9 protein-coding genes are annotated in these 12,377 nt (G+C 62.3%); all 9 read left to right on the plus strand.

Features of this window, described 5'->3' with window-relative positions:
• Positions 1-33 precede the first annotated feature (33 nt).
• The 9 genes from DyAD56_RS17605 (at position 34) to tssM (ending at position 12,374) form a co-directional block, all read left to right on the plus strand.
• The gene (locus tag DyAD56_RS17605) at positions 34-279 is read left to right on the plus strand and encodes a PAAR domain-containing protein (RefSeq protein WP_233202580.1); all 246 of its coding nucleotides are present in this window, start codon (positions 34-36) and stop codon (positions 277-279) included.
• Positions 280-590: 311 nt separating this feature from the next.
• Positions 591-2,597 (plus strand): type VI secretion system tip protein TssI/VgrG, encoded by a 2,007-nt coding sequence (tssI, locus tag DyAD56_RS17610; protein WP_102304082.1) that lies wholly within the window; start codon positions 591-593, stop codon positions 2,595-2,597.
• 10 nt (positions 2,598-2,607) lie between these two features.
• The gene (locus DyAD56_RS17615) at positions 2,608-3,147 is read left to right on the plus strand and encodes a hypothetical protein (RefSeq protein WP_102304083.1); all 540 of its coding nucleotides are present in this window, start codon (positions 2,608-2,610) and stop codon (positions 3,145-3,147) included.
• 38 nt (positions 3,148-3,185) lie between these two features.
• Positions 3,186-4,460 (plus strand): type VI secretion system-associated FHA domain protein TagH, encoded by a 1,275-nt coding sequence (gene tagH, locus DyAD56_RS17620; RefSeq protein ID WP_199179029.1) that lies wholly within the window; start codon positions 3,186-3,188, stop codon positions 4,458-4,460.
• A gap of 32 nt (positions 4,461-4,492) precedes the next feature.
• Positions 4,493-5,134: a response regulator transcription factor gene (locus DyAD56_RS17625; protein ID WP_102304084.1), complete on the plus strand. Its 642-nt coding sequence runs from the start codon at positions 4,493-4,495 to the stop codon at positions 5,132-5,134.
• A gap of 348 nt (positions 5,135-5,482) precedes the next feature.
• Entirely contained in the window at positions 5,483-6,070 is a 588-nt protein-coding gene (locus tag DyAD56_RS17630; RefSeq protein ID WP_158241378.1) for an AraC family transcriptional regulator, read from the plus strand.
• 120 nt (positions 6,071-6,190) lie between these two features.
• Positions 6,191-7,528, plus strand: coding sequence for a type VI secretion system baseplate subunit TssK (tssK, locus tag DyAD56_RS17635; RefSeq protein ID WP_102304087.1), 1,338 nt, complete (start codon positions 6,191-6,193; stop codon positions 7,526-7,528).
• 37 nt (positions 7,529-7,565) lie between these two features.
• Complete coding sequence (gene icmH, locus DyAD56_RS17640) at positions 7,566-8,852, plus strand: type IVB secretion system protein IcmH/DotU (RefSeq protein WP_233202598.1); 1,287 nt, start codon at positions 7,566-7,568, stop codon at positions 8,850-8,852.
• A gap of 3 nt (positions 8,853-8,855) precedes the next feature.
• Positions 8,856-12,374 (plus strand): type VI secretion system membrane subunit TssM, encoded by a 3,519-nt coding sequence (gene tssM / locus DyAD56_RS17645; protein ID WP_102304089.1) that lies wholly within the window; start codon positions 8,856-8,858, stop codon positions 12,372-12,374.
• The last annotated feature ends 3 nt before the right edge of the window (positions 12,375-12,377 follow it).

Here is a 12,377-nt window from a genome sequence, read left to right on the forward strand (position 1 = left end):
GCAGCCCGATTAACCGACCTGCATACCTGTCCTATGGTGACGGGCATCGTCCCCCACGTTGGCGGCCCTGTCTCCGCTCCCGGCGCGCCCACAGTGTTGATCGGCGGCCTTCCGGCGGCACGGCTGGGCGATATGGCTGTATGCGTGGGGCCACCTGATTCGATTGTGGTCGGCTCGCCAACCGTGCTGATCGGTGGTCAGCCCGCCGCACGCCTGGGAGATAGTACGGCGCATGGCGGGGTCATCGTGCTTGGATGTTTTACCGTGTTGATCGGTTGAGCGTAGGGCGCATGGATCATCCGTGACGCAGTCTTCACGGATACCGGCGGTGAGGGGGGATGTGCCGCGCGACAGAAGTGGGCATCCGGCGCAGTGTCGGGCAACGAGGGCGCAACGCCCTCGACTGGGCACCCCCAATTTCGGGGGTAACGACGATCTGTGCGTGACGCTAGTCTCGCCGGGATGCGGCCGCATCCCGCCGCACTCACTGCGTGAGACGAAGTGACGGGCAGTTCGACTCGCCTTTCGCTATCTATGTGGTTTGCCGGCCGCGCCATGGCGATAGGACGGCGCACCCTGGAAACCGAACGATGGCCCACGCGATCACTCTGTCCAGCGACCTCGGCGACAAGCTGCTGTTTGCCAGCATGCGTGCCGATGAGCAGCTGGGCCGTTTGTTCCGTTATGACATCGAGGTATTGAGCCAGGACGACAAGGTAGACCTGCGCGGGCTGTTGGGCACGTCGATGACGGTGAAGCTGGTCACGACGGATGGCTACACGCGGTACTTCAACGGCGTCGTTGTGGAGGCGGCCCAAACCGGGTTCCGCACGGTCGACAAGCTTAGTTACGCGATCTACCAGGTGGCCTTGGTGCCCAAGCCTTGGCTGCTGACGCGCAAGGTGGATTGCCGCATTTATGTCGACCAGAGCGTGCCGGACATCGTGCGCGCCGTGCTGGGAGAAATCGGCTACGGCGATCTCAAGCTGAGCCTGAGCGGCAATTACGACACGCGTGATTACTGCGTGCAATACCGCGAGGACTATTTCAACTTCATCAGCCGCCTGCTGGAGCAGGAGGGCATCTACTATTTCTTTACGCACTCCGCCAGCACACACACCATGGTGCTGGCCGATGCACTTGGTGCGCACGCGCGTACGCCGTCGTTCGAGAAGATCCCGTATGCGCCGCCTGTGCAGCAAGGCAAGCGCGATGCGGCGTCCATCGAGGCATGGCAACAGGTGCGCGGCGTGCACGCTACCAAGGTGCAGCTCACGGACTACGACCCGCTCAATCCGAAGACCTCGTTGCTGGCTACCGAGGAGATCGGGCATGCCGACGACTGTCACGAGATCTCGGGCCTGGACGTGTTCGACTACCCGGGTTCGCATGTTGTTTCGACCACGGGCGGGCATTACGCCCTGGTACGCGCCGAAGCGAACAATGTTCGCCGCTCGCGCTACGAGGGGCGTACCAACGCCTGCGGCATGATGATCGGGGCGTTGTTCGAGTTGAAGGATTTTCCGCGCAGCGCCTGGAACCAGGAGTATCTGGTGACGGCCACGCGCATCCAACTGGCGGAGAGTGGCTACGCCTCTGGCGACAACGGCGCCGAGCCTTTCACCTGCGAACTGGAAGCGATCGAAAGCAAGCTGCCGTTCCGCAGCCTGCCACAGGCCATCAAGCCCGCCATCGTGGGTCTGCAAACTGCCGTGGTTGCCGGCGATACCGCCGAAGACATTGCGGTGGACAAGCACGGCCGCGTCCAGGTCATCTTCCACTGGAACAAGCTGGATAAGCCTAACGGCCGGCAGTCCTGTCCGGTGCGCGTGGCTTCGCCGTGGGCGGGCAAAAGCTGGGGTGCGGTGAGCATTCCGCGTGTGGGGCAGGAGGTGGTGGTGAGCTTTCTGGAAGGCGATCCGGATCGGCCGCTGATCATCGGCAGCGTCTACAACGCCGACAACCCGCCGCCCTACAGCCTGCCGGACAATAAGACGCAGAGCGGCATCAAGAGCCGCAGCTTGCAGGGCGGCACCGAGGACTACAACGAGATCCGCTTCGAGGATAAGAAAGGCAGCGAGGAACTGTTTCTTCACGCACAAAAGGACATGCGCGAGGAGGTGGAAAATGACCACGTCGTCGAGATTTCGCACGATCAAACGGTCACGGTGAAGAATGACCAGACCGAAACCGTACAGCACGATCGCAAGCTCAGCGTGGGCAACGACGACAAACTGGACGTGACCCAGAACGCCACCACCAGCGTCGGTCAAACCTTCAAGCTCACCGCGGGCACCGAGATCCAACTGGTGACTGGCGCCTCGAGCATCGTGATGAAGAGCTCCGGCGAGATCGAGATCAAGGGCGTCAACATCAAGATCAGTGGTGACGTGAGTGTGAAGGTTGAAGGTCAGGTCGACGTGGGTGTGAAAGCCGGGGCCACCATGGACATCGGCGCGGGTGCGAGCCTCAAAGTGCATTCGGACGGCATGCTGGAGGTCAATGGCGCTGCTATGACCACGGTGAAGGGCGCCATGCTCACCTTGAATGGCGAGGGCATGGCCAAGCTGGGTGGTGGCATCACCATGATCGGTTGAGGAGATGCCCATGTCCGTCTTGTTGCAAGCCGCCCACCAGATGGAGTTATCGCCTGACGCCATCGCGCGACTGCGGTCGGAAATGACGCCGCAGTCTGCCGTGCGCGATCTGCTGGATGCCGGCTTGACCACGGATGCCCTGAAGTTGCTGGCGAGGCTGCTGCCTAAGCGCTATGCCGTGGCTTGGCTGTGCCAATGCGCACGCGAACAGCGCCTCGACGGTGAGGGAATGGCAGGCGCTTCACTGGCAGAAAAGTGGGTGCGCGATCCGAGTGAAAACAACCGGCGCGCTGCTTTCGATTTCGCCACGACGGGTGGGTACGGCTCGCTTGGCGCCTGGATTGCCGCTTCGGCGGGTTGGGCGGGTGGGAGCCTTGCACCGGTGGCGCAGGCCACGCCCGTGCCACCGGCGGACCATTTGACGGCACGCGCCGCGGTGGCCTCCATCAACCTGTTGGCCGCACTGGTGTCGGACGCATTTGAGGTGCGGCGCGTCGCTTTCATCGGGCATGCCATGGGCTTGCTCGACGTAGAGCGTGTGGGCGCATAGGCCTACGCCTGCCATTGACTGAAAGAAGGGAACTGAGTGTGTCTAAGACCTTGATCCTCGCTGTCGTTGGGCAGCAGGCTGCGCAATTCGGCAGCCGCGGCCAAAAGGCGTTCGAAGAGCAGGGCGGCAGCATCGGCCGCTCGGAGGACAGTGCCTGGGTGCTTAATGCATCCGGTGTGTCGCGCACGCACGCCATGATCCGTTTTCTCAATGGCCTGTATTTCGTGGAGGATCGCAGCACCAATGGCATGCTGCTCAACGGCGCAGCGCTGGCCAAAGGCGAGCCATCCGCACTGAATCATGGCGACCGTCTGCAGATCGACACCTTCGAAGTTGAGGTGGCATTGCAGGATGGTACTGCCGCCGAATCCGACCGGACTCATGTCGCGCCGACACCGGCGCTTGCGCCATCGCCAACGCCCGTGCGCGAGCCTTTCGATCTGGACATGCTCGACCTCGGAGTAAGTCCTGGTCGGCTCTCCGCCATGGACAGTCTGATCGACGGCCCGAGTCCCGCGATGCCTGGCGGTAGCCTGGATCCGCTGAGTTTCCTGGACGCGCCGCCCGCGCCTTCACCGCAAGCCAGCACCGCTCAGGCATCGCCGAGCTGGAACCATACGCCCGGTGTGGAGGATCACTTTCGTCCACCCGGCGCCGTCGGGCAACGGCCGGCGCTGCCAGAGAACTGGGACCTGACCATGGGTGACTTTGCATCGCCACCGGCGGTAGCGAGTCCGACGCCAACCCAGTCAGCGCCACCGCCCGCGGCCGCTGCACCGATGTCGACGGAACTCGAGCAGATCTTCCGCATCGTGGTGGATGGCGTGATGGATGTGCTGCGTGCCCGCGCGGAGATCAAGAACACGTTTCGTCTTCCGGTCACCATTATCCAGCGCTCGGAAAACAACCCGCTGAAGTTTGCGGCGACATCCGAGGAGGCTATGCAGAAAATCATGGCCCCGCCCAGCGCAGCCTTCCTGGCCGGCAGCGCCGCGTTCGACGATGCCTTCGACGACATTCGCTGCCACCAGATGGCCATGCTGGCCGGCATGCGCGCCGCGTTCGATTCCTTGCTGTTCCACTTTAATCCCGACCGCTTCGAGCGCGAGACCGACAGCGCTGCGCGTCGATCGGCATTCTCAGGCAAGGGCCGCTATTGGGACCGTTATCGGGAGAACTTCGACGAGTTGTCGAAAGATCCCGATGGATGTTTCCGCCGCCTGTTTGGTGATGAGTTTGCACGTGCCTATGAAGCCCAGCTAGCGCGACTCAAGTCAGCGCGGCGGGCGGCTATGGCGCCAACGCGACGCTGATCGGGCGACCATCAAGACAGGGGACGAAGAACGTGTCTGCCATCCTACTGATCGACGACCATGCCATGTTCCGGGAAGGCATCGCGCTAACTATCGCGCAGGAGTTCCGGAATACGCCCATCCATGCCGTATCCACCGGCAAGGAGGCGATGGCTGTACTGAGTGCGAACAAAGAGATCGACCTGGTGATGATGGACATCTATTTGTCCGACATCGCGGGGAACGTATTGCTTCGTTATCTGCGCCAGTTACGGCGAAGGCTGCGGATTCTGGTGGTGTCGGCATCGAGGGATCCGGTGGATGTCCATCGTGCGCTATCGGCCGGTGCGCACGGGTATATCCACAAGAGCTCGGATAGTCATGGGTTGTTGGATGCCATGGCCTGCGTGCTGTCCGGGCACGACTACGTGCCGGCGGCTTTCGCCCAGGCGGGCGCCCAGGCCATGCGCGCGGATGACGCCGTGCTGCTCGGCAGGCTTACGCCGCGACAAACCGAGGTGCTGCGTTTGGCGTGCGAAGGCCTGCGAAATGGCGAGATTTCAAGCAGGCTCGGCATGGCCGAGAAGACGGTAAAGGCCCATATGTCGGCGGTACTCGCCGTGCTCGATGTTCCCAATCGCACCCAGGCGACGATTGTGGCCAGGCGCGGCGGCCTGCTGCGCAACTTGATGTAGTGATCAAGCGGCGTGTGAAGCAAGAGAAGGTGTGGTTGACGTGTGAAATGGTTCTTCCGAATCGCTTTCAGTCGCGTGATTGAAAGACGGAAGCGTGTGTCCGCAAGAGTGTCGTTATCAGGGTTTGCGTAGGACTTTTTGCCGAATATCCGTATCGATCTAGGACTTTGGTCCGATGCGGAAAGGCCGCCACAATTCTATGCTCTCAGACGAACAAGAAGCGATGCGACTGACGCGCTGCTTGTTTTGAGGCTAGTCATCTCTCTGATCCGCCCACAGATGATTTCGCCTCGTACGCACTGCCTTGGGATAGGTGGTGCGGTTCCGTCTAGCGACAGGGGGCTAAACATGAGTGTGGAAAGAGCATGGCGCACGCCGTGTGTGACGGCGTTTGCGGATGAAATGGTGCACGCCTCAACGACCATGGCCAGTGACATGGCGCTGGTCGGTGCTGTGGTGTATCCGGATTTTGGAGTCGATCTGCATCGGCGCATTCGCGCCTATATCGATGCAAACCTTGGCGACGAAGCGCTGGGCATCGCCTCGCTGATTCGCGCGTTCGGCGTGTCCCGATCCACTTTATGTCGCCTGTTTGGCGATGAGGGTGGTGTCAGTCGATACATTCGCCAGCGCCGTCTTGGTTATGCGTACAAGCATTTGATGGAAGAGCCACGATGCAGCATCACCTGGCTCTTGTACGAACTCGGGTTCGCCTCTGAGCGCCAGTTTCAGCGAGCGTTCCACGCGACCTACGGCATCTCGCCGGCGCAATGGCGCAAGCGTTGCCGTGGCACGTGCTTGCAGGCGCAAGCAGCGTGTATCGAACAGGGCGAGGGTGACGGAGACGAGTTGTACGACACCACGATGGCTTCGGAAGGCATCACCTTCGCATCCGACCGCATGAGACGGAATGCCGGGTGCGGCTCCAAACCATGAACCACACTTGCCGACAGTCGATCGTTCGTTCGCGCCACGTGTCCATTCGCGGCGCCTGCCGGAGTGGCCGGGTGCTGCGCGCGACGACCCGGTGACTATCGCAATGGACGGGCGCGACTGATGACTCAGAACAACAAAGTTGTTTGGAGCGAGGGTCTGTTCCTTCGTCCGCAGCACATGCAGCAGCAGGAGCGCTATCTGGAGCGTTTCGTAGCGCTGCGCAGCGAAGCCTTGCGACCCTACGCATGGGGCTTCACCGAGCTGGAGCTGGAAACCAACTTGCTCGCCATGGGCAAGTTTGGCATTCGTCGTGCGCGCGGCGTGTTTCCGGATGGCACGCCATTCGCCATGCCAGGCGACGACCCGTTGCCGCCTGCGCTGGATATCGATCCTAACTGGCGCGACCAGACCGTTTATCTCACCTTGCCGCTGCGTTCGCCCTCGCAGCCGGAAAGCGGTTGGCCCGATGCGCCAGACGACAAACTGTTCCGCTATCGCGTGCGTGAAACCGAAGTCGGTGATGCCTCGGGTAGCGTTGAAGGTACCGCGCTGGTGGAGGTGGGAGGGCTCAGTAGTCGTCTGCTGCCTCATTCGCATCCGCTGGAAGGGCTTTCACGCATTCCACTGGCGCGCATTGTAGAGTGCCGATCCGACCAGCGAGTGGTGCTGGACGAAAGTTTCATACCCAGCGTGATGAGTTGCTTGGCGGCCTCCCGCCTGAGTACGTTTCTGGTCGAATTGCTCGGCTTATTGCATCAGCGTGGCGAGGCGCTCGCCGGTCGCGTGACGCAGACCGATCGTGGCGGTGCGGCTGAGATTGCCGACTTCCTCCTGCTGCAAGTGGTGAACCGTTATCAACCGTTGGTCGCACATTGGTCTGCGGCGCCGGTGGCGCATCCCGAGGACCTCTACCGCATGTTGGTGGAAATGGCGGGCGAGCTGGCCACGTTTACTTCCACGAGCAAGCGTGCACCCACTTTTCCAGCCTATCGGCAGGACGCGCTGCAGGAAAGTTTCGAGCCAGTGGTGATGGCATTGCGCCAGAGCCTGAGTGCGGTGATGGAGCAGACGGCCATTCCCATTCCGTTGCAGCAGCGGAAATACGGTGTGTGGGTGGCGATCGCGTCTGACCTTAGCCTTCTGGACACTGCGGCTTTCGTGCTGGCCGCCAAAGCAGATCTCAAATCGGAAGACCTACGCCGACAATTGCCTGCGCAGGCAAAGATCGGCCCGGTGGAGAAAATCCGTGATCTGGTGAATCTCCAATTGCCGGGCATCGTGGCGAATCCGCTTGCCGTGGCGCCACGGCAAATTCCCTATCACTCGGGCTACGTGTATTTCGAGTTCGACAAGAACTCACCCATGTGGCGCGAGCTGAAGACGTCGGGGGGCATCGCCTTCCATTTCGGTAGCGAGTTCTCCGGTCTAGATCTGCAGCTGTGGGCCATCAGGGGATGAGCAGATGAACATCGAGCGGCCTTACGACGATGATCCGATGCGTGACGCCACGATAGTGCGCCCGCGCCAGCAGGGTGCACCGGCAGCGTCGACGCCGGCACCAGCGCCAGCGTCCAGGCCGCCGGCCATGGAACCCGAGCGTACAGACATCAGCGAGTTCCTCGGTGGCGGCATGAATCCACTGGTGCAGGCTGCCAGTCCCTTGCTTCTGCTTGGCGTGCAGCTGAGGCACAGTGCAACGCCACCCAATGCGACGCATCTGCGCGAGCAGGCGGTGGTGCAGGTACACAAGTTCGAGCACCGCGCGAAAGAAGCAGGTATATCCGCGCAAACCATGACCGCGGCCCGCTACGTTTTGTGCACCATGCTCGACGAGGCCGTACTCAGCGCGCCGTGGGGCGACCAGAGCGGCTGGTCGCAGAAGACCCTGCTGGTGACGTTCCATGGCGAGAGTTACGGCGGCGAGAAGTTCTTCCAGATCCTCGAGCGGCTATGCAACGACTTCACCACGCATATCGACTTGATCGAGCTGATGTACGCCTGTCTTGCGCTAGGTTTTGCAGGGCGCTACCAGGTTGAAGCCGGGGGCCGCGCCAAGCTCGCCGATTTGCAGGAGTCGCTCTACCGCCAGATCAAGGCAAAGCGCCCGCCGCCAGCCGACGAGCTTGCGCCGCATTGGCGAGGCATCGAGGACCGGCGCAACCCGCTGATGCGCTACGTGCCGCTATGGGTCGTAGGGGTTGCGGCCGCCGCCGTACTGGTGGGTGCCTTCGTGTATTTCCATGTACGCCTGAATGCGGTATCCGCACCGTTGAGCGCGCAGGCAGCACGCATCGGCCTGTCGTCGGCCGTACCACCCGCGGACATCGCGCGGCCAGTGGCGGCACACAAGACCCTTAAAGAACTGTTGGCCGCTGAAATCCAGGCAGGGCAGCTTGGCGTTGATGAGCAATCGGACGGAAAAGAGCTGTTGCGCCTGAACGCGGCGACCATGTTTTCCTCGGGCGGTGTCGACGTCGATTCGTCGCAGTTGCCGTTACTGCGGAAGATCGCCGAGGCGCTCAATCAGGTGCCCGGTCGAGCCATCGTGGTGGGTCATACCGACGACCAGCCGGTGCGCTCACTGAAGTTCAAAGACAACTACGAGTTATCAGCGGCGCGTGCGAAGGCTGTCAGCACCATCCTCGCTCAATCGCTGGACAACCCGGTGCGGCTGGAATCCAGCGGTGCCGGCGATTCGCAGCCGATCGCGCGCCCGCCGGAGCTGCCCGCCAACCGCACGCGCAATCGTCGCGTCGAGATCCTGTACCTTCCTGGGAGTTGAGCCGTGAAGAACATCCTCTCACTGCTCAAGGCAGGTTGGTTCATCACCCTCGTGGGCGTGGTGCTGCTGGCTCTGCTGATATGGCTGGCAGGCCCTTACCTCGGCTTCGGTACTGTGCAGCCCTTGGCCAGCGTCCAGGCGCGCCTGGTGCTGATTGTGCTGCTGGTCGTTGCATGGGCAGCGTGGTTACAGATCCAGCAACTCCGTGCGCGCCATCGGCAGCAACAGCTATCCCAGGAAATCTCGGGACATGATGCGCGCAGCGCGCAGGACAGTGGCGACCGCAGTGCTGCCGAGCGGGTGCAACTGCAGGCGCGATTCCAGGAAGCCGTGGATACGCTCCGCAAAACGCGTCGCGGTGGCGCCAATCTCTACACGTTGCCGTGGTACGTGGTGATTGGTCCGCCGGGATCGGGCAAGAGCACGCTGCTGCAGCATTCGGGCCTGCAATTTCCGCTGTCCGATCGCTTCGGCAAACAAGCAGTGCGGGGTATCGGCGGCACCCGCAACTGCGATTGGTGGTTCACGGACGAAGCGGTATTTCTGGATACCGCGGGTCGTTACACCACGCAAGACTCCGATCGCGGCGCTGACGCGTCGGCGTGGAGCGAGTTCCTCAAGCTGCTTCGTCGTTATCGGCGCCGGCGCCCGGTCAACGGCGTTATCGTCACTGCGAGCCTTTCCGACCTGCTGACCATGGACGAGGCCAGCCGGGACGAACACGTACATCTGATTCGCCGGCGCCTTGACGAGCTGGTGGAGCATCTTCGTATCAGCGTGCCGGTGTACCTGGTGTTTACCAAGTGCGATCTGGTGGCTGGGTTCACTGAATACTTCGACGATCTCAATCCGGAGCAGCGCAGCCAGGTGTGGGGCGTGTCCTTTCCCGTTGGCAAGACGATGGACGGGGGCGCGGCGCGCATGTTCGCCGATGAGTTCCGGCTCTTGCTGGACCGTCTCAACACGCGCCTGCTGGATCGCCTGCATAACGAGCGTGATCGAAGCCGTCGCGCCGCCATCCTGACCTTTCCGCAACAATTCAGCTCACTTGGTGATGTGGCGCGACAGTTCGTGGAGGGCGTGTTCAACGGCCATGCCTATGGAGCACCGTTGTTGTTGCGCGGCGCGTATTTCACCTCGGGCACGCAGGAAGGCACACCCATCGACCGCATGATGGGGGCGGTAGCGCGGACGTTCGGGCTGGAAGCGTCGCGCGTGCATACGCCGGGTGCGCAGAGTCGCACCTTCTTCGTTGAGCGCCTGCTCAAGGGTGTGCTGTTCAAGGAGTCCGGCTTTGCCGGAACCAATCCGGCGCTGGAGCGCCGCAAGCTGCTGCTGCACGCGACCTCGTACCTCGCCGTCATCGCCGCCACCTTGCTATTCCTGCTGGGTTTCGCGGGGGGCTATGCGCGCAACAGCAGCTATCTGTCGCAGGTGCAGGCAGCACTGAAAGACCTTCCGGATCAGGCGGACATGTCCGGTGCGCATGACCGGAAGACTTATTTCGCCCTCGCTCTGCAGCGACTGGAGAGTCTGTCCAGCGTGGTGGACATCGCACAGCAGTATCGCGGGCAGGTGCCACTGTCGATGCGGTTTGGGCTGTACCAGGGGCGCGCGGTGGGCAGCGAGCTGCAGGACGCCTACGTGCGCGAACTGAACGGACTGCTGTTGCCGGGTGTGGCGGCACAATTCCGAGCCGGTCTTGCTGCCCATGCGTCCGAACCCCAGGCCTTGTACTACTACCTCAAGGCTTACCTGATGCTGGGCCAGCCCAAACGCGGCAAGGTGGACGAGCTGGCCGCGTTGACGCAATTGGAATGGCGGCAAGTGTTTCCGGACGATCCGGTGCTGCAGAAGACACTGGAGCGGCATTTTCAGGTACTGCTGGACGACCCGGGCAAGCTGCGCGCTATCACCTTGGACAACGGCCTGGTGGAACAGGCGCGCAATACGCTGCGCTCGGCCGATCTGGCCAGTCTGATCTACGGCAACTTACAGCTCACGACCGAAGGTACGGACCATGCGCCCGTGCAGCTCGACAAGGAGCTGGGTCTGCTCGGCACGGTGTTCCGCCGTCGTAGCGGCACGCCGTTGTCGCAACCTCTGCCTGCGCTCTATACCCAGCCGATGTTCGCGGAGGAAGCTGGTCAGGGTATCGAGAAGGCGGTGGAGCGCTTCGCCAAGGACGACTGGGTATTCGGTGCCCAGCCCATCGACGCGTTGCAGCGTGCACGCCTATCGCAGCAGGTGCTTGCGCTCTACCAACAGGATTACATCAAGGCATGGGATGCCTTGCTAGCCGATCTGCAGTTGCAGCAGGTGAGCGACATGCCATCTGCTAGCGCCCTGGCAGCGAAGCTGGCCGGACCCAGTTCACCACTGAAGCTGTTGTTGAAGCTGGTGCGCGACAACACCAGCGACTTGATGCGCTTGCCGCCGCCCGATGCAGCCGACAACGCCGTTGCGGCCGCAGCCAGTGCCGCGCAGAAGAAGGCCGCCAGCAATGCCTTGGCGGCGACCCTGGCCAAAGCAGCGGGTGGTAAGCCGGAGGCGGCGACGGACAAGCCCGGGCAGGCGATCAGCGACCATTTCGAAACGCTCAACAAACTCAGTGAAGGTGCACCTGGCAGCGCACCGATCGATCAGACACTCGCCACGCTGGATCAGCTGAGCAAGACCATGCTGACCATGACGGACTTCAGCAATGCAGCCGGCCAGCCCAATCCGCAGCTGCTGCTTGCGCGACAACAGGCGTCGCAATTGCCACCGCCGGTATCGGACTGGGTGGGTTCGCTTGCCGGCAAGAGCGAGGCGTTGGTGGCCTCGGGCGCGAAGGGCGCGCTGGATGATCAGTTCCAGCAAGCCGTTGCCAAGGATTGCGGAGACTTCATCCGTGGACGTTATCCGTTCTCACCGGACAGTCGCAGCGATATTCCTGTGCAGAACTTCGGCGAGATGTTCGGCTCTGGCGGTCGCTTCGACACGCTGTACAAGCAGAGCCTGGACAAACTGATCGACGCCACCGGCAAGACATGGCGCTGGAAGGACAGTCCAGGCGTCGTTCCTGGCTCGCCGGCCATGCTGGCCCAACTGCAGGCGGCCGACCGCATCAAGCAGATGTACTTCCGTGGCGGGAATCTCCCCGAAGTGGATTTCACGGTGCTCACGCCCGTGCTCGATGCGGGCATTGCGCGACTCGTGGTCGACATCGACGGACAGAAGTACGATTACCAACCCGGCGGTGCGTCCAGCATGGCGATGAAATGGCCAGGCCCGACGCCGGGGCACGTCACCGTCGCCGCCTATGACGCCAGCGGCGGCCTGCTGAGCAGCTTCGACTACCAGGGCGACTGGGCCTTCTTTCGTGCACTGCAGGCAGCGCAGTTGCAGAAGCAGTCGGACCTTCGTTTCCTGGCCACGTTCGACTTCGGTGGACGCGGCGCCAAGCTGGGCATCCAGGCGAGCAACTTGCGTAACCCGTTCCTCAACGACGACGTACAGCGCTTCCGCTGTGGTGGCTAGGCC

Source organism: Dyella sp. AD56 (assembly GCF_002878475.1).
GTDB lineage: Bacteria > Pseudomonadota > Gammaproteobacteria > Xanthomonadales > Rhodanobacteraceae > Dyella.

What these genes read in the sequence shown, in the direction of transcription:
- DyAD56_RS17605 (WP_233202580.1), top strand. Translation starts at nt 34, where the DNA reads ATGGTGACGGGCATCGTCCCCCACGTTGGCGGCCCTGTCTCCGCTCCC.
- tssI (WP_102304082.1), top strand. Translation starts at nt 591, where the DNA reads ATGGCCCACGCGATCACTCTGTCCAGCGACCTCGGCGACAAGCTGCTG.
- DyAD56_RS17615 (WP_102304083.1), top strand. Translation starts at nt 2,608, where the DNA reads ATGTCCGTCTTGTTGCAAGCCGCCCACCAGATGGAGTTATCGCCTGAC.
- DyAD56_RS17630 (WP_158241378.1), top strand. Translation starts at nt 5,483, where the DNA reads ATGAGTGTGGAAAGAGCATGGCGCACGCCGTGTGTGACGGCGTTTGCG.
- tssK (WP_102304087.1), top strand. Translation starts at nt 6,191, where the DNA reads ATGACTCAGAACAACAAAGTTGTTTGGAGCGAGGGTCTGTTCCTTCGT.
- icmH (WP_233202598.1), top strand. Translation starts at nt 7,566, where the DNA reads ATGCGTGACGCCACGATAGTGCGCCCGCGCCAGCAGGGTGCACCGGCA.